The 21,850-nt window shown below is 68.2% G+C and carries 18 protein-coding genes and 7 pseudogenes; 10 read left to right on the top strand and 15 right to left on the bottom strand.

What is annotated here, in order from left to right; genetic code table 11:
- Positions 1-103 precede the first annotated feature (103 nt).
- From FRADC12_RS34690 to FRADC12_RS34680, 3 genes and pseudogenes are all read left to right on the top strand, one after another.
- A pseudogene (locus tag FRADC12_RS34690) lies at positions 104-694 on the top strand (transposase); the annotation flags it as partial.
- Entirely contained in the window at positions 597-1,409 is an 813-nt protein-coding gene (locus FRADC12_RS34685; RefSeq protein ID WP_502685299.1) for a transposase, read from the top strand. The pseudogene FRADC12_RS34690 and the gene FRADC12_RS34685, both read left to right, overlap by 98 nt.
- Before the next feature lie 15 nt (positions 1,410-1,424).
- A pseudogene (locus FRADC12_RS34680) lies at positions 1,425-1,622 on the top strand (transposase); the annotation flags it as partial.
- Here the strand turns inward: FRADC12_RS34680 and FRADC12_RS34675 are convergent.
- Positions 1,565-2,101, bottom strand: a complete 537-nt coding sequence (locus tag FRADC12_RS34675) for an SDR family NAD(P)-dependent oxidoreductase (protein WP_232303510.1) — start codon at positions 2,099-2,101, stop codon at positions 1,565-1,567. The pseudogene FRADC12_RS34680 and the gene FRADC12_RS34675 sit on opposite strands and share 58 nt — an antisense overlap.
- A gap of 111 nt (positions 2,102-2,212) precedes the next feature.
- Here FRADC12_RS34675 and FRADC12_RS00540 point away from each other — a divergent pair, with 111 nt between their 5' ends.
- The gene (locus FRADC12_RS00540; protein WP_045875139.1) at positions 2,213-2,677 is read left to right on the top strand and encodes a MarR family winged helix-turn-helix transcriptional regulator; all 465 of its coding nucleotides are present in this window, start codon (positions 2,213-2,215) and stop codon (positions 2,675-2,677) included.
- An 11-nt stretch (positions 2,678-2,688) separates the two neighbouring features.
- Here the strand turns inward: FRADC12_RS00540 and FRADC12_RS30775 are convergent, their stop codons facing one another.
- Entirely contained in the window at positions 2,689-2,982 is a 294-nt protein-coding gene (locus FRADC12_RS30775) for a hypothetical protein (protein ID WP_157488651.1), read from the bottom strand.
- 776 nt (positions 2,983-3,758) lie between these two features.
- On the opposite strand from FRADC12_RS30775, the gene FRADC12_RS00535 reads away from it, so the two are divergent.
- Positions 3,759-5,396, top strand: a complete 1,638-nt coding sequence (locus FRADC12_RS00535; protein WP_232303509.1) for a GGDEF domain-containing protein — start codon at positions 3,759-3,761, stop codon at positions 5,394-5,396.
- Positions 5,397-5,580: 184 nt separating this feature from the next.
- Here FRADC12_RS00535 and FRADC12_RS32655 read toward each other — a convergent pair whose 3' ends face one another.
- The 3 genes and pseudogenes from FRADC12_RS32655 to FRADC12_RS34665 form a co-directional block, all read right to left on the bottom strand.
- Positions 5,581-5,958 (bottom strand): transposase, encoded by a 378-nt coding sequence (locus tag FRADC12_RS32655; protein ID WP_349305920.1) that lies wholly within the window; start codon positions 5,956-5,958, stop codon positions 5,581-5,583.
- Positions 5,852-6,151: pseudogene (locus tag FRADC12_RS34670) on the bottom strand (hypothetical protein); the annotation flags it as partial. The pseudogene FRADC12_RS34670 and the gene FRADC12_RS32655, both read right to left, overlap by 107 nt.
- 86 nt (positions 6,152-6,237) lie before the next feature.
- On the bottom strand, positions 6,238-6,444 hold the full coding sequence (locus tag FRADC12_RS34665; RefSeq protein WP_157488650.1) for a transposase: 207 nt from the start codon (positions 6,442-6,444) through the stop codon (positions 6,238-6,240).
- A 625-nt stretch (positions 6,445-7,069) separates the two neighbouring features.
- On the opposite strand from FRADC12_RS34665, the gene FRADC12_RS32650 reads away from it, so the two are divergent.
- From FRADC12_RS32650 to FRADC12_RS32640, 3 genes are all read left to right on the top strand, one after another.
- Positions 7,070-7,324 carry a DUF6444 domain-containing protein gene (locus tag FRADC12_RS32650; RefSeq protein WP_232303508.1) on the top strand — a complete coding sequence of 85 codons (255 nt, stop codon included), beginning with the start codon at positions 7,070-7,072 and terminating at the stop codon, positions 7,322-7,324.
- A 127-nt stretch (positions 7,325-7,451) separates the two neighbouring features.
- Positions 7,452-8,243, top strand: coding sequence for a hypothetical protein (locus FRADC12_RS32645; RefSeq protein WP_232303507.1), 792 nt, complete (start codon positions 7,452-7,454; stop codon positions 8,241-8,243).
- Positions 8,244-8,293: 50 nt separating this feature from the next.
- A complete protein-coding gene (locus FRADC12_RS32640; protein WP_502685298.1) occupies positions 8,294-8,548 on the top strand; it encodes an IS66 family transposase in 255 nt (84 codons plus the stop codon).
- Positions 8,549-8,561: 13 nt separating this feature from the next.
- Here the strand turns inward: FRADC12_RS32640 and FRADC12_RS00510 are convergent.
- Positions 8,562-8,939 (bottom strand): annotated as a pseudogene (locus FRADC12_RS00510) (IS30 family transposase); the annotation flags it as partial.
- Between the two features lie 143 nt (positions 8,940-9,082).
- Here FRADC12_RS00510 and FRADC12_RS28945 point away from each other — a divergent pair.
- Positions 9,083-9,920, top strand: a pseudogene (locus FRADC12_RS28945) (HARBI1 family protein).
- Between the two features lie 213 nt (positions 9,921-10,133).
- Here the strand turns inward: FRADC12_RS28945 and FRADC12_RS00500 are convergent.
- The 7 genes and pseudogenes from FRADC12_RS00500 to FRADC12_RS00480 form a co-directional block, all read right to left on the bottom strand.
- Positions 10,134-10,469, bottom strand: a pseudogene (locus FRADC12_RS00500) (transposase); the annotation flags it as partial.
- Between the two features lie 122 nt (positions 10,470-10,591).
- Positions 10,592-10,801, bottom strand: coding sequence for a GGDEF domain-containing protein (locus FRADC12_RS27940; RefSeq protein ID WP_157488649.1), 210 nt, complete (start codon positions 10,799-10,801; stop codon positions 10,592-10,594).
- Between the two features lie 54 nt (positions 10,802-10,855).
- Complete coding sequence (locus tag FRADC12_RS27935) at positions 10,856-11,221, bottom strand: hypothetical protein (RefSeq protein ID WP_052710598.1); 366 nt, start codon at positions 11,219-11,221, stop codon at positions 10,856-10,858.
- A 110-nt stretch (positions 11,222-11,331) separates the two neighbouring features.
- Positions 11,332-11,508 carry a hypothetical protein gene (locus FRADC12_RS31900; protein ID WP_198152742.1) on the bottom strand — a complete coding sequence of 59 codons (177 nt, stop codon included), beginning with the start codon at positions 11,506-11,508 and terminating at the stop codon, positions 11,332-11,334.
- 1,209 nt (positions 11,509-12,717) lie between these two features.
- Positions 12,718-15,459 (bottom strand): winged helix-turn-helix domain-containing protein, encoded by a 2,742-nt coding sequence (locus FRADC12_RS00490; RefSeq protein ID WP_045875137.1) that lies wholly within the window; start codon positions 15,457-15,459, stop codon positions 12,718-12,720.
- Between the two features lie 595 nt (positions 15,460-16,054).
- Positions 16,055-17,227 carry an acetyl-CoA acetyltransferase gene (locus FRADC12_RS00485; RefSeq protein ID WP_157488648.1) on the bottom strand — a complete coding sequence of 391 codons (1,173 nt, stop codon included), beginning with the start codon at positions 17,225-17,227 and terminating at the stop codon, positions 16,055-16,057.
- 474 nt (positions 17,228-17,701) lie between these two features.
- Positions 17,702-18,751 carry a hypothetical protein gene (locus tag FRADC12_RS00480; RefSeq protein ID WP_052710597.1) on the bottom strand — a complete coding sequence of 350 codons (1,050 nt, stop codon included), beginning with the start codon at positions 18,749-18,751 and terminating at the stop codon, positions 17,702-17,704.
- Between the two features lie 115 nt (positions 18,752-18,866).
- On the opposite strand from FRADC12_RS00480, the gene FRADC12_RS00475 reads away from it, so the two are divergent.
- Positions 18,867-19,700, top strand: a complete 834-nt coding sequence (locus FRADC12_RS00475) for an HARBI1 family protein (RefSeq protein WP_045875135.1) — start codon at positions 18,867-18,869, stop codon at positions 19,698-19,700.
- 29 nt (positions 19,701-19,729) lie between these two features.
- Here FRADC12_RS00475 and FRADC12_RS00470 read toward each other — a convergent pair whose 3' ends face one another.
- Both FRADC12_RS00470 and FRADC12_RS00465 read right to left on the bottom strand, forming a co-directional pair.
- The gene (locus FRADC12_RS00470) at positions 19,730-20,362 is read right to left on the bottom strand and encodes a hypothetical protein (RefSeq protein WP_232303506.1); all 633 of its coding nucleotides are present in this window, start codon (positions 20,360-20,362) and stop codon (positions 19,730-19,732) included.
- 184 nt (positions 20,363-20,546) lie between these two features.
- Positions 20,547-20,870: pseudogene (locus FRADC12_RS00465) on the bottom strand (IS701 family transposase); the annotation flags it as partial.
- Between the last annotated feature and the right edge of the window lie 980 nt (positions 20,871-21,850).

The raw sequence follows: 21,850 nt of genomic DNA, 5'->3' as shown, positions 1-21,850 counted from the left end.
TCTGTGGGGGCCGGCGGGTGAGACTCCCGCCGGCTACCCGGCTCGGGAGCTGTACGGCACCCTGACCCGGCGAGGGGACGCGTTGTTCGAGCTGGCGGACGCGGTGTTGTGTGCGGAAGGGCCTGTGCGCACGCTGGTCGGCCTGTCGCTGGTGGCCGAGCACCGTCGGGGGCATGGCGCGTTGTACGACGCGGTCAACCACGGCCGCCTCGAGGTGGGTCGTCTGCGCCGTGCGCTGGCCGGGCTGCCGCTGCCGCGGGCGGCGGACGGGCGCCTCGTGCTCGGGGTCGATGTCAGCCCATGGCTGCGCCCGGACGCGGCGACCAGCCCGCAGCGGCTGTTCTGCCACACCTACGGCCGCGGGCGAGGCAACGCCCAGCTCATCCCAGGGTGGCCCTACTCGTTCATCGCCGCCCTGGAACCAGGCCGGACATCGTGGACGGCCCCACTGGACGCCGTGCGCCTCGGTCCCGACGATGACGCCACCGAGGTCACCGCCCGCCAGCTACGCGAGCTGGTCGGCCGGCTCATCGGCGCCGGCCACCACAGGACCGGTGACCCCGGTCGTCTGCGACGCCGGCTACGACGTCACCCGGCTGGCCTGGCTGCTGGCCGACCAGCCCGTTGCGCTGTGCGGCCGGCTACGGTCCGACCGGGTCTTGCGACTACCCGTGCCACCACGGCCGCCGAAGGCCGACGGCCGCCCACCACGCCACGGCCCCGAGTTCCGCCTGGCCGACCCGTCCAGCTGGCCCGCCCCGGCCGCCACCACCAGCACCGACACCGCCCGCTACGGGCAGGCGGCCGCGACCGCCTGGGACCGGCTGCACCCCAGACTGACTCGCCGCGCAGCCTGGGAAACACACGTCGGAGGGCTACCGATCCTCGAAGGCACCCTCATCCGCCTCGCCGTCGAACGGCTGCCCGGCGAACGCAACCCGAAACCGCTGTGGCTGTGGTGCTCGACCACCGGCGCCAACCCGACACAGGTGGACCGCTGGTGGCAGGCCTTCCTGCGCCGCTTCGACCTCGAACACACCTTCCGCCTGCTCAAGCAGACGCTCGGCTGGACCGCCCCGAGACTGCGCGACCCCGCGGCGGCGGACCGCTGGACCTGGCTGGTGCTGGCCGCCTACACCCAGCTCCGGCTCGCCCGCGCGCTCACCACCGACCTACGCCACCCCTGGGAGCGACCCGCCGCGCCAGGACGACTCACCCCAGCCCGTGTCCGCAGGGGATTTCGGAACCTCCGCCCGAAGACACCGCTTCCGGCCCGCGCACCGAAACCCACCCGACCCGGCCCCGGACGCCCACCCGGCCGCGCCAACCGACGACAAGCGATCACCCAACCGGTCGGGAAGACCACAGACAGATCAACAGCCGCAAGCCCTGAGAGCCAGGCAAGTTAAACGACAAGCTTAGGTGTGGACGACCGCCTTGCCCTGCGGCTGGTACCGGACGAGCTCTGGGAGCTGGTGGAGCCTCTGGTTCCCGGCTTCACCCCGCGTGAGCAGGGTGGAGGGACGGCTCCGGTGGCGGACCGGGCGGTGTTCATCGCGATCGTCTACGTGTTGACGTCAGGCTGTTCGTGGCGGCATCTGCCGCCGAACTTCGGGGTCTCGCCACCGACCGCGCATCGCCGGTTCCAGCAGTGGACCCGCGCGGGCCTGTGGCCTCGGCTGGGCCGGGCGGTACTCGACCGCCACGGCACCGCCGGGGACATCGACTGGTCGGCGGCGCTCTTGGATGCCGCGAGCCTGCGGGCGAAAAAAGTGCTCCTTGGGGTGTTCGTCGCGAACGTCAGGTCGTAGTCGGCGTCGGAGGTGTCCGCGATCGGTGCGAAGCGGGCGAGCTCGACGTTGCTGACGATGATGTCGGCGCCGCCGTAGTGCCGGTCGGCCGCGTCGAACAGTCCGCGTAGCTGATCCAGGCTCGCCACGTCGGCCGCCACGGCCATGGCGCGCTGACCGGTGGCCACGATCTCGGCGACGACCTCCAGAGCCTCGCGACGGTTCGTTCGGTAGTTGACGACGACGTCCGCCCCATCGGCGCCGAGCCGCCGCGCGATCGCCCGGCCGATGCCACGCGAGCTTCCCGTCACGATCGCGGTCTTCCTCCACACGCCGTCTCCCTTTAGTCGACTAGATCGATAGTTGATATCCTCAACAAATATGGTTGAGGATATCAACTGTCGACCAGGTAAACTTCATGCGTGCCACCCAGTCGGGACGCTCTCGACCTCGCTGCCGCGCTCGGCGCGCTGCATCGCCAGGTGAACATCCTTTACGGGGTGATCGCCCGCCGGTTCGGCTTCACCACGCAGCAGATTGAGCTGCTCTGCCACCTCGTCGACCGCGCACCGTCGCTCGGCGAGCTCGCCGCCACGCTCGGCTGTGACAAGACCAACGTGACGGGAATGGTCGACCGGCTCGAACGGCGCGGGCTCGTCCGCAGGACCACCGACCCGGCCGACCGGAGAGTCAGCCGGGTGACGCTCTCCGAGCAGGGCGCGGCCCTCGCGCCCCGAATCCGCTCGGCGGTGGCTGAGGCCATTGCGGACACCCTCGGCTCGCTTGACACGGCGGACCGCGGCCGCCTCACCGACCTCGCCCTGGCAGCCGTGCACGCCCTACGCGCGGGTCCGTCAGGGCTCGCGACATCGCCCCCTCTTCCCTGACGGCGGGGGGATCAGGGTGTTGGTGCCGCCTCGCCGGGCTTTGGTCGGTGTCCTCGGTGGCGAGCCTGGCGAGAAAGGGCGATCAGCGCGACCTCGGCACCATGGCGGCGAAATTCGCGGGTGAGGACGTCGAGGGCGGCCATCGCCCGTGCTGGTCGGTCCCGCAGCCGGGCAGCGTCGGGACTGAACGGGACGGCGGCGGGCAGCGTGTGGGCGGTGGCGAGGCTGTCGTAGAGAGTGGCTGCCCAGATCGTGAGGACGGCCGTACGCCAGCTGCGCCAGCCGCGCGACGATCCCCGCAGCAATGACGTCTCCGGAGGCGCGGCTGTTGGCGATTGCGGTAGGTCTGGACGCGCCAGACCCCGCTCGACGAGATTGGGTGGCGCTCGCATCGGCGGGGTGTCGGGCTGGCGGCGATGAGTGGCGGCCGCGGCCACGGTCGTCCGCGACCGGCCAGCAAACGGTAACGACTCAAGCGCTGGATCACCCGGACCGTCGCCCGGCCGCGCCGACTCTGACGAGCAGCACCTCCTGCTGATGGCCGTGACACGGCGGGCGACGCCGTGACCACGGACGACGTCGAACTTCGAAGACCAGAGGCGCCCCGGCGATGGGGTGGCAGCGCCAGGACCACCCGTTTTGCCTCGGGTGCCCACCCGCCGGGATGGTGTGGCCACCCCCTGTCGGGTGGGAGCTTGAGACACAGCTCACGCGACTGGTGCAGCGAGGGAGGCGGTGAAGGGTCATGGTCACTGTCGACAACGGCGGTACACGTACGTTCGCCACAGAAGGTGCTCGCCCTGCGCGCCCAAGGTTGACCGCGCAGCGTGATCTCACGCTATATTTCGCCAGCCGGCCACGGAACATCTCCAGCCGGCTAGGGAGCGAGAAGGATCTCACTCGTCTGCCGCGTGAGACGAACTACCCGCGGGATGCCGCCGCGTCGGGCACGAACGCGACGGTCGAGCGGAGGGGCCCGCCAGCGGCCATGCTCCTCGATGCCGGCGCTGAGGAACCGTGCTGGCTCCCCAATGCCGGCCGAGTCGTTGTCGGCCAACACGAAAGTGAGGTTGTCAACCAGGTGACGTCCGAGATCGATGGGCGTGTCGGGCACTGGCGTGGACGTGGTCAGGGAGCAGCCCCGCGTGGCGGTCGCAAGCCCGCCCGACTCGTCACGAGCCTCGTCGAGGCCGTCGCCCAGATGGCCACCGCGGCGGACTGCCTCGGTGCCGTTCGGCGAGTTCGCGCAATGGACCGCCGCTGGCGGCGGCTCGTCGATCTGACGGCCTGCGGCGCGACGGTCACCAGCCTGACAGCGGCGGTGATCCTACTGGTCGGCGGCTTCCCGACTGACCGCGGGTCCCCGGTCTACACCGTCTTCCTCGTTTGCTATGGAGCGGCACTGGTCGCCTGCACCGTGGCTCTGGTCGGGCCGCGTTCCTCGCCCACCGACCCGGCGGACAGCCTGCGCGGGAGTGAGACGACGCGGCCCGCTGGGTGTCGCCGGTATGCGGTCGCCCTGCTGGACTGTGCGCTGATCGCCGGCTCCATCGTCCTGCTGGAGTGGGAGACGCTGCTCGGGGCGCGTTCCCGGGCAGGTAAGCCCGACCTCGTGCAGCTGATGTTCGTGATGGTCGCTCCGGTTGCCAGCCTGATCCTCGCTACGGGCGCGGTGCTGGTCGCCTGGTTCGGCCGGCCGCGCTTCCGAGCGGCGTTGGTGGTGCTCGGTGCGGGCCTAATAGCCGACGGAGTCTTCCTGTACTGCACGGCGCAGGACCGCCGCTACTTTCCGCCGTGGACTACGGGCGGTTTCGCCGTTGCCTGCCTGCTGGTCCTCCTTGCCGGGTTGGCACCGCTACGGCCCCATGCACACCGGAACGGCCCGGCGCCGTCCTGGCCACGGGCGATGTGGATGGACGCCTTGCTGCCGTACGCCGTGCTCGGCGCCTGCGGCCTGCTGCTTGCCGGCAGGCTGTCGACCGGAGGACAGCTCGATCGGTACGAAACGTACGGCATGCTAAGCCTATTGCTGGTGACGTTCGCACGGCAGATGGTGACGTCGTCCGAGAAAACTCGGCTGCTCGCCGAGACCCGAGAGACAGAACGGGAACTGCGGTACCAGGCATTCCATGATCCGCTGACCGGGCTGGCCAACCGGACGCTGTTCACCCGGCAGCTACGACGGGCGCTCGCGCCCGACACCGACGCCGCGAACCACAGCGCCCAACCCGAAGCGCCGCAGCCCGTGTCCGTTCTGATGATGGATCTCGACGAGTTCAAGCGGGTGAACGACACCTTCGGGCATGCCGTCGGCGATGAACTCCTCCAGATCAGCGCCGAGCGGCTGCGGGCAGGCACGCGGACGGCGGACACCGTGGCCCGCCTCGGCGGCGACGAGTTCGCCATCATCCTCCACGGCGGCTGCTCCGACACCCCATGCCAAGTCGGCGAACGGCTCGCAACCGCGGTCCAGGCACCGTGCGAGCTGGCCGGGCGGCTGTACACGCCCAGCGCCAGCTTCGGCCTTGTCACTCTCGACCCAGCGGCCCTGCCGGCCAGTCCCGACATCCTGCTCCACCAAGCCGACCAGGCGATGTACACAGCGAAACGAGCACGCACCCGCAAACTGGTCATCTACCGGCCGGATCTGCCCACCCTCACCGACCATCGCCCGGGCTCGCGAGCTCTGGACTACCGACCCACCCACCTGGCGGTATAGACGATGAGAATCCTGCTGGCTGGTTCGGACTCATCGCCTGCGCGCCGGCTTCGCACAGGTGCTCCGACATCACCCGTTACACCGCTAACGTGTCAGGAGTTTGGGCCGCTGCGCTGGCCGCGGGCGGTTCGATTTGAATCTGGATCTGGCGCCGATCTTGTAATCCTTCCAGGCCCGCCTTTGATCATCTGGTGAGTAGCACGCGTTTGCGGAGCAGGTCGAAACTGGCGCGGCCGTACATCTGTCTTTTGATCGTTTTGATGCGGTTGACGTTGCCTTCGATGACGCCGGAGCTGTGGGGTTGGGTGAGTCCGGCGAGGACGGCGGCGTGGTCGCGGCGCAGGCCGTGGGTGAAGCGGTGCAAGTCGGGCTGGTCGTCGGCCTCGACGGCGCTGATCCAGGCGTCGAGCCGGTCGCCGTGGCGTTCGACGAGCATCTCGGCGGAGCCGGCGACGTGGGCCGTGGCCGCGGCGAGCGGCGGGCTGCGCTCGAGGATCTTCTTCAGGGCGGCGGTGTCGTCGGCGTCGAGCCGGTCGGGGTGGGTGAGGATCCAGCGGGTCAGTGTGCGGGCCTTCTGTGCCGCGGTCGCGTAGGAAGACCCGCAGGTGGTCGTGGTCGTAGGCCTTGTCCGCGCGCAGCTTCACCGGCCGGCGCCGCGGTGGGCCGCGTCGTGAGCGGATCGCCGGGATGGCGGTGACCAGCGGGATTAGCGCCTCGCTGTCGTGCAGGTTGGCCCCCGAGACGGCGACGACCAACGGTAAGCCGTTGGCGTCGGACAGGACATGGATCTTCGATCCTTTCTTGCCTCGGTCGACCGGGTTCGGCCCAGTCAGAGAGCCCCCTATTTCGCCCGCAGGCTCGCCGCGTCGGCGATCCCGGACGACCAGTCCACGTTCCCGACCGCGCCGTGACGATCCAGCACTGCCCGGTGCAGCCTCGGCCACACCCCAGCCCGACTCCACTGCTGGAACCGGCGGTGCGCGGTCGCCGGCGAGACCCCGAACCCCGGCGGCAGATGCCGCCACGCACAACCCGACGTCAACCACATAGACGACCGCGGTGCACACCGCCCGATCCGCCACCGAAGCCACACCCCCCACCCTGCGGGCGAAGCGCGAACGCCGGCAGCAACGGCGCTACCAACTCCCAGAGCTCATCCGGTACCAGCCGCAGGGCAAGGCGGTCGTCCACACCTCAGACCATCCACCAAGATCCACCGATACCATGTGAGACACGCTCTAAAGACTCAGGACACTAGATTCTTGCACACCGACGACACGTCGTGAGGGGCGCGTCGGTAGCCGTCGTCGCGCCCAGTCAGGGCAGCGGCGGGGCTAGACGGTCCGCCGAGCTAGGGCCGGTCAGGGCACGGTGGACGTGAGGTAGCGTTTTTCGCCTTCATATGCTGCGTGGACCTCGCGGCAAGCCCGGCGCCGCTACACAGAGTAACAGTGATGCCGATATATCGGCATCGCCCGTTGCGGCTCGGCGGCGTCGCCGGCCCGTCCCGTGTGTGCTCATTGTGTGTACGGACGTCGCGACACGATGCAGCACTCCGGGTAACTAGTCAGGCCTCTTGATCTTTTGCTGTTGTCGCAGGTCGGGTCGTTTTGGTGACGATCGGTGTGGGCGCGGGGTGGGTGCGGTGGGTGACCGTCTCGTAGGTTGATCGTGTGTCTTCCGTCGATCAGCCCGCGCCGTCGTATGACGAGCTCGCGGTGCTGGTCGTGGCGCAGGCCGCGCAGGTCGCCGGGTTGCGGGCCGCGTTGGAGAAGGCGCACGCCGAGATCGAGGCGTTGCGGGCCCAGGTGGCGACGAGCTCGCGGAACTCCTCGAAGCCGCCGAGCTCGGACGGGCTGGGGAAGCCGGACCCGAAGTCGCGGGCGTGCGCGGACCGGCCGGAAGCCGGGGGGTCAGGAAGGGCATGAGGGGTCGACGCTGAGGCTGGCCGCGGACCCGGGCCGGGTCGTGACCCATGAGCCGGCGGTGTGTCGGGGGCTGCGGGGACGGGCTGGTGCTGGCGGCGGTCACCCTCGGGTCGAGCGGCGCCAGGTCGTGGACCTGCCGGAACCGGTCCCGCTGGTCGTCGAGCACCGGTTGGTCGAGCGGGAGTGCGCCTGCTGCGGGACCCGGACCCGGGCGGCGGCACCGCGCGGGGCCGACGCCCCGGTCCAGTACGGCCCGCGGGTCGAGGCGACGGTCCTCTATCTCTATGGCGGCCAGTTCCTGGCGCGCGACCGGGCCGCCGCCGCGATGGCCGAACTGTTCGGCACGCCGCTGTCGGCGGGCACGGTCGCCGCGATGCTCGCCCGCCCGCCGCGGCCCGCCTGGCAAGGAGTTCCTCCCGAGGGTCCGCGACGAGATCGCGGCGGCGCCGGTCGCCGGGTTCGACGAGACGGGCTGCGCGTCGCCGGGAAGCTGCACTGGGTGCACTGCGCCCGCACCGAGAAGTACACCCTGCTCGTCTGCCACCTCCGCCCGCGCGTCGAGGGGATGGCCTACCTGGGCGTGCTGCCCGGCTACACCCGGGTCCCGCGGTGCACGACTGCTGGTCGCCGTATGACACCTACGTCCAGACGGATCACCAGCTCTGCTGTGCCCACGTGGCGCGGGGAGTTGACCGCGGTCGCAGACACGTCGCCGCCCGACGGCTGGTGCTGGGGCGACGCAGGCCGGCGAGGCGCTCGTCGACCTCGAGCGGCTCGCCGCCGACGCCCGCCCGCCGGCCGCACGGCCATCGCCTGCGCGGCGCACCAAGCGCCCGCCGAGCCGCTGCGCCGGCTGCGCCACGCCGTCCAGATCGGGATCAGCCAGACCCAGGCCGCCCGCACCGAAGCTGATGCGTAAGCACAACGCCCTGGCCCGCCGCCTCGCCGACCGCGAGGCCGACTACCTCGCTGCGCTTCCTGAACAACCTGGCCATCCCACCAGACAACAACGGGCCGGAGCGCGACATCAGAATGGTCAAGCTGAGACAGAAGGTCTCCGGCTGCCTGCGCTCCCTCACCGGCGCCCGCCAGTTCTGCGCACTGCGCAGCTACCTCTCGACCACCGCCAAACACGGCCTCGCCATGCTCGACGCCCTCGTCCAACTCGCCGAGGGCCGCCCCTGGCTGCCCACCAACACCCAAGCCCCCACCGCCACCGCGTGACAACCAGTAACCGTCAGCCAAGAAACACCTGACTAGTTACGTCGGCGTTACGGTCGTACGGTATTCGCACCAACATCACGAACCGGGTCGTGCGCTCGACCAGCGTGGCGATCTGCGACTTGTTGCCCTTCCCGATGATCAGGTCGCCCTCCCAGAAACCGGGGACGGCGCGGTCCTCGGCCTCCTTCGGCCGCTCGCTGATGTTGACCATGCCGACGATCCCGCCCCTGGTCAGGGTGCTGCGCGACCGGTTGACCCGCCTGGCCCGGCCCTTACGCAGCGCGATCTTCAGTTCCGTCCGCAGCTCGCCGCGCGCCTGGAGGTAGAGGCACTCGTAGATTGTTTCGTGGCTCACGCGCATGCTCTCGTCGTCGGGAAAGTCCGTGCGCAGTGAGCCTTTCCCTGCAACGACCCGTCACGCTAGGTAATCATCACGGGTCGTGATCGACGGCTGGGTCGCCGACGACGAAACGCGGGGCAACCGGTAGGAAGTAGTCCTCTCACAGATCACTTCCGCCGGAGCCCCGCGTCCTCATGAGTGTCACATACACGAGCGTCCTGCCCCTGAGCGATCACACGGTCGTCCGCCTTGCCACGCTCCTGATTGCGGAACGTAGGCGGACCGGTACGCGGAGCGGGACCCGCGCCCTGTCTCCATGGGAGCAGGCCGTGTTCGTCCTGCGCTGGTTCTGTGACGGAACCCCGGTCATCCGGCTGTGTCGGGACAACAACATCGGCAAGTCGGTGGGCTACCGCTACCTGCACGAGGGCCTCGCAGTCCTGGCCTGGCAGGCCCCTGACCTGCGCAACGCACTGATCGCCGCGAAGTTCGCCGGCTACGACCACGTGATCGTCGACGGGACGGTGATCGAGACCGACCCGGGTGACCGTCCCCGGCCCGACGAAGGGCGTGGACCTGTGGTGGTCAGGAAAAATCAAGAACCACCGGCGCGAACGTGCAAGTCGTCTCGGGTCCCGAGGACGGCTGGCCCGCTGTGGGTGTCCGACGTCCGTCCCGGCCGGGAGCACGACACCACCGCCCCTGCGCGCCTCCGGCGCCCCGGAGGTCTTCGAGGAGTGGTTCGCCGACGGCGGGCAGGTGCTCGGCGACGGCGGCTACGAAGCGTTCGGAACCCAGGAGGGGCAGTTCGCGGTCCCGTTCAAGAAGCCGAAGGGCGGGGAGCTGACCGCCGAACAGAAACTGCACAACCGCATCCACTACGCCCTGCGGGCGGTCGGGGAGCGCGCGAACGCGCTGCTCAAGGTCACCTTCCGCCTGCTCCGCAACGTCACGATCGACCCCTGGAAGATCGGGCTGGTCGCGAAAGCGTCCCTCGTCATCCTCCACACCGAGTACCAGAGGACCACCTGACGACCAACACACGATCACACTATTGATACTCACCCAGGGTGACGGTCGGTTGCAGGGAAAGGCTCACTCGTCGCCTTCCTCGATCAGCTCTGACCCAACGACCGTTATGCCGCGTCCGACCCGGACACCTTGCCTCTTGACCATCGACCACCCAGCAGGACGCGGCATAACGGCGAGCCCCTCATAAGGAACGTAATGCCGGCCTCGGCATTACGTTCCCTTCTTCAGGTCGCCCGTCTCATCGACGACCAGCACCGCGCCGCCCTCGCCGAGCCGTTCGACGACATAGCCGCGCAGGTCGTCGCGGACCTCGTCGGCGTCCCACACCGCCCGGGCGAGCAGTCGTTGCATCCCATGCGGGTTGGTCTCGCCGGCCTGCTCGGCCAGCGTCCAGCAGTTCGCCCGCGCAAGCCCCGCCATCAGCCCCAGCAGGAACGAGCGTACCCGCCGACGGGTCTCGACCCGGACGAACCGGCCCGCGACCCGCCCTACCAGAGACTCGAACTCACCCTGCAAACGATCACTGTCTATGCTGTGACCCGCGGCCACCGGTAGATCTTCCTGAGTCGTCACAAACCAGCGACGATCACCCGGTGGCCGCTTCGCGTCCCGGAGCGACGCGCGGCCATGCCGACCCGGCCACCCACCGCGCGCCCACCAGACTCAAGTGATCACAAAACGACGGCTGCCGTACTAGGGCTCGCTGCATGGGTGTCGGGGGTGAGCGCCTGCTGTAGCCGGCGGGCGAACAGCGCCCGGTTGGCCAGACCGGTCAATGGGTCGTGGAACGCCTGGTGTCGCAGTTCCCGTTCCCGCTCGCATGTTTCGGCGAGCAGCCGGGAGTTTTCAGCCGACGTGACCATCTGTCGGATGAACGCCACCAGCGACAGCCCTATCACGCCGTAGGTCTCGAATCGGTCGAGTTGGCTACCGGTTCACAGCTTGGCGACAACCAGCAGGCCGCAATTGCCGAGCACGACACAAGGCAGGAAGGCGTGCGTCCACATCGCCCATGGGCTGGGCGGCGCCGGACCGTTCGGGTTCGCGTGAGGCCGCACCGGCACCAGCCCCGCGAGGACGGCCAGGAAGAAAGCAACCGCGAATCCGATCGTGGCCCACGGCGCAAAGTAGTGCCGGTACTCCGTCGTGCCGTAGAGGAAGACTCCGCCGGTCAGTAGACCAGTGCCGCGCACTGCCAACGCCGCTCGAGAGCGCGTCTGGCGGAAGCAGGCGACCAGCCGTGCCCCCGTGGCAGGGGACAGTCCGGCGACCGGCGTGACGAGCACGAACAGGAACTGCATGAGATCGGGCTTCCATGCCCGGACGAGCGTCCCAGCACAGTCTCCCACTCGAGCAGGAAGATCGAGCCGACGATCAGCGCACAGTCCAGCAGGGCAATCACATAACGGCGTTATCCCGCGTACGCCGCAGTCTCACCGTTCCCGCGCGGGCCGTCGACCGGGTCGGTGGGCCCGGGCAGCGCCCGTCCATAGGCGACCAGGGCCGCCCCGTAGCAGACGAGGAAGACGGCGGACACCGGGGACGTGTGACCCAGGGCCGCGGCAAGATAACAGTCCGGATTGATCAAACTACACTTCCAGTCTGGTCGGGCCTGGAGAAGTGCTGAGAGTTGATCAGGAAACCCAGCAACCACAGGCGGTTCATGTCGCTGCCGGCCTATCCGTGACGGCCGAATCCGACTACCTTGAGTAGTCATGCGCTGCCGAGAGCGATCTCGCCGCAGCCCTGCGTGTGACCAGCCGGAGGGACTCCGACCAGCAGGATTACTGCCGCTGTTGTCAGGCTGGCGACCGTCGAACCGATAGGCTGCCGCCAGCGGCGCGACGCCGCGCCAGCCCGTCGAGCGGCGCGAGAGCTGTCGGCTGCGGTGGTCATCGAGGCCACGAGGTCGACGAGCCTCGTGGCGAGCTGGGCGGGCCTCAGGTTGGGACGCGGAGCTCCTCCCTGACGATGCCCACTCCGGCCCCGGAACGTCCCACCGATCTCGGATGTCACCTGGTTCATCACGTCCTTACGCTGTTAACCGACAGAGACTTGGCCGGCAGCCAAGGGGAGGCACGGTTCCTCGGTACTGGCGTCAATGAGCACAGCCACCGGTAGACCCCCTCCGCTCGACCGTCGTATTCGTGCCCGACGCCACCGCATCCCGCGGGTAGTCCGTCTCGCGCGACAGGCGAGCGAGATCCCCGCTCCCCACAGCCAACTGCACACGTTTCGTAGCCGGCGGGCGAAACACGGCCAAAGATCATGGTTGGTGTTGGACGTCATGACATGAACGGGACGATTACCTATCGTGGCGTGACAGTTGGCGGGTTTACCGCCATTGTCGACTGAGCGTGGCCCTGATCGCCTCCGCCGCTGCACCGGTCACAGGAACTGATTGACACCGTGCCACCCGGCAGCGGGTAGCCACGCCATCCCGACGGGTGGCCACCCCGGGCAAGTCGGGTGGTCGTGCCGGTGCCGCGCCACCTCCCGCCCGCCCCCTCAGGAGCATGAGGATCAGCCCTCGCCTGTGGGCATTGGGCGGTCGGTCGGGCGCCAACGCGGATCATGGGCACCAGCCGGCGGGAACGGGGCTGCGGCGAGTAGCTCGAGCACGCCGGGCCGGTCGATCTGGCTGCCCAGCAGGCGTTCGCCGGCTGGGTGGATGTGCGGGAGGGCGTCGCTCGCGGGCCAGAGATGTGGTGCCTGCGGCGGACGCGGCGCCGTTGACCGCCGGCGATCCGGACCCGAATGTCTACCGGCAGGCACGGAACGGCTGGGTTCCTGCCGTTCAGGTCAGAATCCGTCGGCGGCGTGCCTCCGCGACTGATTCCCCGCGGCGGGCGACGCCGAGCTTGGTGTAGATACTCTTGAGGTACCACTTGACGGTGTTGATGCTCAGGCTGAGATTGCGGGCAAGTTCTTTGTTCGACAAACCGCGATCCAGCAGACGAAGGATATCGACCTCCCGGGCGTTGAGTGGTTCCTCCGGAATGGGATTTCGCTCGGTCGGGCGCTCCACGATGGGGATCGCCGCCCTTTCCGCGTCCGAGTGGGCCGTGGCGAGTAGCCTGGACAGGTAGTCCGACGGCACGTCGGGCAACTCGGCCGGCGATCGGCGGCATCGGCTCGCGTCCCGAGACTTGCCGATGACCTTCAGGAGCTCGGGCCCGCCGTCAATCACGGTCCGCACAAGACCGGACCGCGAACCGGCGACGAGCGCGGGCACGAGGATGCGGACCGCCGCACTGGCGTCGCCGTTTAGCGAGTGCACTACGGCGAGTTCGATACGCGCGGTTGTCTCCGCGTAGCGCCAGCCCACGGAGCTGCTCTCCTGGTAAATTTCGGACAGCAGCAGGAGAGCACCGTCGTAGTCTGCCTGGGCAGTCCTGACGCGCGCTCGCATGGCGAGCTGGTAATGGCGGGTCGCCATGGCGATGCCGTCGCCGCCGCGGGTGATGGTTTCATCTTGGTGGGCAAGCACGTTCTGTGCGCCCGCGATTTCTCCAAGGGCCAGCTGAAGCCGCACGCGTTCGTAGTCGACGGCGGCTGACAGCCGCGGTAAGGCGAGTTGACGTGCCGCTTCGCTGCCTTCATCGAGGAGGGACCAGGCGTGTTCGATATCGCCTCGTAGGGCCTTGATTCGGGCCAGGGTGGGATAAGTTGCGATCATGAAGTCGGCGACGCCACTTTCGGCGCCGAGCTCGTGGCACTCGTCGAGGAGCCGCTCGCCGCTGTCAAGGTCACCGCGCTCGTAGTGGAGTCTGCCCAGCAGCGCTCCCGCCAGCCGGGCGGCGTGCGACTGTCGCCCGGCGGCCTTCTGCGCAAGCGCGACGGCTTCCTGGTAGAGGCGTTCGGCGGTGTCGAGGTCGAGTTGGGCGAATGCCGCGAGTCCGGCGAAGCAGTGTCCATAGACGCCGGCGAAGGGCCCGCCTGCGGCTTCGTGATACCTGTTGGCCCACTGTTGTCGCGCTTGCGCAGTGTCGTAGGCGAAGGTGTAGATATCTACAAACGTCGCGATATTGGACGAAACTGCGACCAGGAACGGTCGATAGGGCGAGTTCTCGGCGATGCAGGGCGCGACCAGGGTCGCGGCACGGTCGATCCGGTCGCCGTAGACATCGATGCAGGCCTGGACCACATCCGCTTCGCCCAGGATGTCCTTGCTGGGGTCGTCGGTCGCCGAGGCGAGGGCGTTGCGCACATGGTCGAGCGCGGCTTGAGCCGGTCGGGGGCGTTGCAACAGACAGTTGGCCCAAGCGATCGCGATCTGCAGTATCGGCCGGCCCGGTAAGAGAGACCGGGGCAGTTTGTTGACCAGGGCGAGCAGGCTGGCCATACGGCTGTGTTCGACCAGGTGCATGGCCTGGCGTTCCACCAGATCCGCCGCCCCGGCGTCGTTGCCCGCGGCCAGGGCGTGGGTGACGGCCTCGCCGAGCAGGCCATGATCGGCGAACCACGCCGACGCGGTGCGCTGCAGCGTGGCGATCTGGTCAGGGCGGTCGCGTTCCAGCCGGCGCCGCAGATAGCCCGCGAACAGGTGGTGGTAGCGGAACCATTCCCGGTCCTCGTCGAGCGGGCGCAGGAACATGTCCCGCCGTTCGAGCTCCTCCAGCCGAGCCTGCCCCTGCGGCTGCCCACTCACCGCGGCGGCGAGGTCACCGCAGAGACGATCACAGATGGAGGTCGTCAGCAGGAAGTCGAGCAGGTCGGGCGGCAGGGTGTTGAGCACGTTCTCGGCGAGGTAGTCGCCGATTGAGTGGTGGCGCCCAGAGAACCCGCGGATCCACCCAGCAGGGTTATCGCTGTCCCGTAGCGACAGGGTGGCGAGCTGGAGCGCGGCGACCCAGCCATCGGTACTCGACCACAACCGCTGGACGTCCTCGCCGTCAAGATCGAGCGCGTTGAGATCAACGAGGAACGCCGCGGACTCCCGCCGGTCGAACCGCAGCTGGGCGGCGTCGATCTCGGTCACCTGGTTGCGGACCCTGAGCCGGCCGATCGCGGGTGACCGAGTACGGCTGGTAACGATCAGATGCAGGTTGTCCGGACCGACGTCGACCAGAAACTCCAGCGCCGCGGCGGCCTGGCGGTCCTCGATGACGTGCCAGTCATCAAGAACGATCGCCAACGGCCGCCGATGCTCGGCGATGTGATTGACCAGCTCGGTAAGCACGTAACGTTGCGCATCATCCGAGTGTCCTTCGAGCACCTCGACCAAGTCCCCGGCCAGCGCCGGGTCGACCCGGCGCACAGCCTCGACGAGATGACTGATGAACCACACCGCGTCGTTGTCGTCCCGGTCCAGGCTGAGCCAGGCGACCGCCACGCCCTCGGCACGAAGCACACGCTGCCACTGCACCGCCAGCGTGGTCTTGCCGAACCCCGCGGGCGCGTGGATCAAAGCCAGCCGCCTGCCCCGCCCGGCGCGCAGCACATCGATAAGCCGCTCGCGGCTGACCAACCCGTCGTCATAGGCAGGCGCCTGAAACTTCGTGGACACGGCCAGCGTCGGACGTAACCTGTTGCCCATCCCGCTCGCCTCGCCTCCAGGGGCCGCCGGCCCGCTCCCCAACCAGATACCCATGACACTGGTCACATCCCCCCGATCCGGATTCTCCCACCGTCCGCCTCAGGTGCAAGGACTCGGACTCACTCCGGAGGGCTTCGGCACGTTCGCGTCATGGCTGGTCAGGCGGAGGATGTCCGATCTACGTGGTCGGTTCCCCTTGTGACGGAAGGCGCGGAGGTCGGCGGTCGCCGGTCGGGCAGGCGGCGGCTTTCCGAGATGAACCGACAGCCGGCCGGCGGATCACGGTGATGATCGCGGGATGGTAAACCGCGAGGGTGGCCGGGCGCAGGCCGGTCCGGCTGGTGGACCTGTCCGCACCAAAGGTCACGCAGCGGACATAGTGCCGCCTGGCCTCGACCTCCCAGTGGTGGCGGGCGAAGCCTGCGTGGGTCCGGCCTGCGCCATCCGCCTGGTCAGCTCGATGGACGGCCTGGTCGGCGGCAGTCGCAATCTCGTCGTAGCCGCGGGTTCGCCAGGATGATGCAGGACGGGACGCGGGCCGAACCGGTCGAGCGCGTCCGTCGGCCGGCGCTCAGCATGTCCACGACGACGGCAGTCATCGCACCCGCTCCAAGACGCTCGCGTAGTTGGCGACAGTCAGGCCGCCCATGTTGAATACGCCGGCGACAGTGGCGCCTGGGATCTGCATTGCTCCTGCCTCGCCGAGGAGTTGGAGCACAGCCATGACGTGTTGGGACACGCCGGTGGCACCGATCGGGTGACCTTTGGCCTTCAGCCCGCCGGACGGGTTGACTGGCAGTTTGCCGTCCCGATCGACGACGCCGTCAGCCAGGACCTGGGCTCCACCGCCAGGGCCGCACAACCCGACGACCTCGTACTCGACGAGCTCGGCGATGGTGAAGCAGTCGTGGACCTCCAGCAGGTGCAGGTCGGACAGCCGCACGCCGCCCCGCTTCAGCGCCGCCTGCCACGCACGGTGGGCCGCGGCGAACGCCAGCGGGTCGCGTCGGGAGGCGGGCAGGAAATCATTGCACTGCGCCATCGACCGTATACCCACTGCGTGGGTGCTCGGCGCGTTGCCGGGCGCGGCCAGGATGACGGCGGCTGCGCCGTCGGAGATCGGGCAGCAGTCCGTCCGCCGCAGTGGGCCGGCGACGACGGGGTTGCGCGGACCTGTGGTGCGGCAGAAGTCGTAACCGAGGTCGGAGCGCAGGTGGGCGTACGGGTTGGCCACGCCGTTGCGGTGGTTCTTGGCCGCGATCCGGGCCAACGTGTCGCTGTGGTCGCCGTATTTGGCGAAATAGGCGTCCGCGATCGTCGCGAACAGCTCCGCGAAGCCGGTCGCGGAGGACTCGCCGGCGTGCTCGTAGTCGGCGGCGAGCAGCGCCCGGCCGACTACGTCCGCCGGTGCATGCGTCATCTTCTCGGCGCCGATCACCAGCACACGACGAGCCTCGCCGCCTCTGATGGCCCGGATGCCGGCCAGCAGCGCGGCGGAGCCCGTCGCGCACGCGTTCTCCACCCGGGTGGCGGGGGTGAACAGCAGGTCGTCATACACCTGTAGCGCCAGCGACGACGGGAACGCCAAGGGCTGTAGGCCCCCGTTATAGGTGCCGACGACGATCTCGTCGATGTCGCGAGGCTGCAACTCGGCATTGTCGATCGCGTCCCGCGCCGCGGCGATGATCAGCGATTCCAACGTATCGTCGGGAAGTTTCCCGAAGCGAGTGTGCCCCCAACCCACGATCTCCACGTCGTGCTGTTTCAAGTCCAACCCCTTCTCTCTTTCACGTTCGTCAGCGCCGCGAACCGGCCCCGGCGCCAACGTGCTGTGTGGCTTCGCTCGTGTCAGCCCACAGCGCGGACGGGAGCCCTCCAACCGTGGTGCCAGTCGCCAGAACCCCGTCGGCGAATCCTCACCGCAGATCGTGCGGCATCGTCGCCGTCCTCGCGTGGACACGACGTCTGGCACCCGTTGCGCAGACGTCGGCGAACATGCCACCGTTGCCGATCTTGACAAGGATTCCCATCAAGCCCTCCACGGCTCCCCTGCATGAAGTGGGTCATAATCTCGCAGTCGGTGTGGGGTGGTTGCGCCACTCCTTCGGGTGGCGAGCAGAGGGAATTCGGGTGGTCGAGCTCCTCCCCAACCGCTCTGACCCGTCGGACCCCGTCGCTGGACGCCCTAGAGGGCTTGGACGGGCGAAGCCGTCAAGGATGGGTCAAGTTTGTGAGCTGTAGGTCAGGCAGCGAGTCCGGCTTGGTGGACGAGTTGGCCGAGGGCGGTGTCGTAGGCGTTGGCGGCCTGGCGTAGCGCTGGCGGCTCGTCGTCGGTGCGGGTGAGATCGTCGAGGCCGGTGGCGATGACCCGGTGATGGAGGCGGGTCAGGAACATCGCCTGGCGTCGGCCGTCGGGGGTGACCTGGTAGCGGTGGCTGCCGGGGATGCGTTCGATGATTCCGTGTAGGCGTAGCCGGCGGAGGTCGTAGCTCATCTGTCCGCCGCTGATGGTGCTCGGGTGACGTCCGAGCAGGGGCGCGAGGTGGGTGCGCAGGTCCCGATTGGTGAAGCCGTCGGGGAGCAGGCGGAAGACGAGGATCGCGGTGAGCAGCGCGTCGACGCGGCGGTCGGTGAACCGCATCCCGGCGACGCGCCGGCCGTTGGCGGTGATGATCGGGTCGATGATCGCGGTCAGGGCAGTGTGGCCGTCGATCGGGTCGTGGCTGATGGTCTGGACGTCGAGGAGACGCCGGTTGGCTTTGAAGCCGACCTGCCGGAGCGCGGGCAGGTTGATCAGCCGTTTCCCGATGCCGAAGTCGCGGGTGTCGTTGATGGTGGTCTCGGTGCGCAGGGCGCGGTTTTCCTTGTGGTACTGCTTGATCGTGGCGTGCTTGTAGTCGACGTGCAGGCTCGGGACGACGTCGGGGGTGATCACGCGGGTGCGGAACCGGCCGGGTGTCGGGCGTTTCCCGCCGCGGCGCAGTTCCCGGTCGAAGATGAGGCTGACCTGGTCAGGGCGGCCGAGGTCGAGGTTGTCGCGGATGACCTGTTCGAAGAACACGCGCCCGGACAGCGGCCGGTCGAGGGTCTGGGTCAGGGAGAACTCGGCTTGGAGGATCGAGACGTCATAGACGTAGCCGGCTTCCTGATCGGTCGCGGGGAACGGGTGCGGCAGGGTGTCCAGCCATTTGCGTAGCAGGGCGTCGATCTGGTCGGGGCCGAGCTGGTCGCAGATCTGCTGCAGGGCGGCGGGGTCGTCGACAGTGAGCCTTTCCCTGCAACGACCCGTCACGCTAGGTAATCATCACGGGTCGTGATCGACGGCTGGGTCGCCGACGACGAAACGCGGGGCAACCGGTAGGAAGTAGTCCTCTCACAGATCACTTCCGCCGGAGCCCCGCGTCCTCATGAGTGTCACATACACGAGCGTCCTGCCCCTGAGCGATCACACGGTCGTCCGCCTTGCCACGCTCCTGATTGCGGAACGTAGGCGGATCGGTACGCGGAGCGGGACCCGCGCCCTGTCTCCATGGGAGCAGGCCGTGTTCGTCCTGCGCTGGTTCTGTGACGGAACCCCGGTCATCCGGCTGTGTCGGGACAACAACATCGGCAAGTCGGTGGGCTACCGCTACCTGCACGAGGGCCTCGCAGTCCTGGCCTGGCAGGCCCCTGACCTGCGCAACGCACTGATCGCCGCGAAGTTCGCCGGCTACGACCACGTGATCGTCGACGGGACGGTGATCGAGACCGACCGGGTGACCGTCCCCGGCCCGACGAAGGGCGTGGACCTGTGGTGGTCAGGAAAAATCAAGAACCACGGCGCGAACGTGCAAGTCGTCTCGGGTCCCGAGGACGGCTGGCCGCTGTGGGTGTCCGACGTCCGTCCCGGCCGGGAGCACGACACCACCGCCCTGCGCGCCTCCGGCGCCCCGGAGGTCTTCGAGGAGTGGTTCGCCGACGGCGGGCAGGTGCTCGGCGACGGCGGCTACGAAGCGTTCGGAACCCAGGAGGGGCAGTTCGCGGTCCCGTTCAAGAAGCCGAAGGGCGGGGAGCTGACCGCCGAACAGAAACTGCACAACCGCATCCACTACGCCCTGCGGGCGGTCGGGGAGCGCGCGAACGCGCTGCTCAAGGTCACCTTCCGCCTGCTCCGCAACGTCACGATCGACCCCTGGAAGATCGGGCTGGTCGCGAAAGCGTCCCTCGTCATCCTCCACACCGAGTACCAGAGGACCACCTGACGACCAACACACGATCACACTATTGATACTCACCCAGGGTAACGGTCGGTTGCAGGGAAAGGCTCAATGGCGAAGGCGTTGTCGAGCGGGGTGAAGCCGATCCCGGTTCTGGCGGCCTGCCGCTGGGCCCAGTGGTGGCCGTTGATGCAGAGCTTGGCGTTGTAGGGGAAGTACGAGCAGAATTTCAGGAAGAACGGTCCGAAGTTGGCGTCGACGCAGTAGAAGTAGAACTGGTTGACCAGCCCGGTTGTCTTCACGATCCACGGGTAGGTCTTCCCCTCGCGGTCACGGCGCTTCTCGGTCCGGAACAGCGGTACCTTCTCCTGTGCCCGGCCGATGAACAGCACCCCCTCGTCCCCGGCGAACCGGGCCAGGTGCTCGTGCATCACGTCGTCTTTGCGCTGGCCCCGGGCGAAGTCGACCATCGGGATCTCCCGCTCGGCGGCGAACGTCCGGATCGCGGTGACGAACCGATCCGTGATGGCTCCGAGCGGGGCCGTCGAGGCGATCCGCAGTCCCATCTGACGCTGCAGGTAGCCGATCAGCCCGTGGGCGAATTGGAGCTGCGGGATGTAGACGTTCAGATACATCCGGTCGATGCACTCGACCTCGAACCTGACGTGACGAGACAGGACATCAGCGACCGAGCGCGGTAGCGTCATTGTCAGCTCCGGTCCGGGACGGCCGGCCACCGAGCCAACCGCCGCCGATCAGCGCGGCACCATAACGGGTTCATCGTCAACCCGTCACACCGCCCGGCCGGAGCCTCAGATCACAGGCAGGCCACAGCAACATGCCTCGTCGGGCTGGGGCGGAGCCCCGTTAGTACTACAGTCGTAGAGATCTCTATGTGGTCGCCGCCGGCGTGGCTGCCCCTCGGGCGACGCGGATCCGGGCCTGGAAGTGGTAATGGCGGGCGCGTGCCTGGTGGCCGCGCCGCCAGTCCGACCACCAGGTGATCACCGCGCGAGGGGTCGCGGCCTCGGTGAACAGGGCAATGACATGGCGGATCTCGTTGAGAGTAAACGGGATCATCGTGTGCCTGTCTGGTGTGGGTGGTTCGTTGACCGGTAGGCCTTTGGAAAGGCGCTGGTATCCGGTGGCGGTCATCGCCGGTCGGTTGGCCGACGGGTTTTCCTGACGGTTTCTGGCCGCGGCGACGGCGAGCCAGGGCGGAATCAAGCGGTCATGGCGACACATGACTTTCCAGCAGCTCGGTAAAGACCTCGAGCGGCGTCGCCCATTTGAGCGTCTGCCGTGGCCGCCCATTCAGCTGCGTGGCCACCATATCAAGTTCTTCCTGCGTGTGCAAGGACAGGCATGCGCGAGCAGCGCGAGAGTGATGTGCCGGTACCAGGCGTGGTAGAGCCGGACCGGGTAGTGGTCGAGGCCGACCTCGTTCTTCGCCGACTGGTCGGGTAGCGGGGACGCATTGCTGCGTCCCCGCCCCCTCAGAACCGTGCGGGCCCGTTTCCGAGCACACGGCTCAAGCAAGCCCGATGGAGTCGCGGGCGTATTGAGTCGCTGGTCTGCGTCTGCGGCGTCGTTCGGCCCAGTAGCCGGCGAGCGCGGGGTCGTCTGTTGACGCGCCGCCCTTGACCATCTGGTGTCGGACGATCCTGGTCCAGGAGAATTTGGCGAGATAGTGGCCGCTCTCGCGGTCGCCCGTAGACGACGTACGTTGCCCTCGGCAGCAGGCCAGTCGATCTTCTGCCAGTCCAGGAGTTCGTCTTCCGGTCCGTTCACCGAGCCGCTCAGCGGCTCCGTGTCCAACGTGCCCTTCAGTTCCGCTGCCCTCGCCCTCGTCTTCTTCGCAGGCTCACCTGACCCACGTCAGCGCCCTTTCAGACCGGGGCATCTGCCCCTATCCGGCCAGTTATACGGAACGTTCTCGCCCGTTCCGGGTTTCCTGCTTCCTTTCGGCTGCCGGCATTCGCTTCTTGGGTCATCCTGTTCCTGCCAGGGAGTTGAGCTTTCCTTGCGGTCGGCCTACCCGGCGCCTGTTCGCGTCGGGACCCTTTCAGGGTTTCCACGTTCTGCATGAGTGAGACACGAGCGGGATGGGTGCCCTCTCTACCAATGCCAGTGAGCGGAGCTTGATCGCGTTTGCGGAGTGGTCTGGCTGGGTCTTGACCGGCGGTCACGGTGGG

It is taken from the genome of Pseudofrankia sp. DC12, from assembly GCF_000966285.1.
GTDB lineage: Bacteria > Actinomycetota > Actinomycetes > Frankiales > Frankiaceae > Pseudofrankia.
Note: the sequence above shows the minus strand (reverse complement) of the source record. Positions and strands in the feature narration are given on the sequence as shown.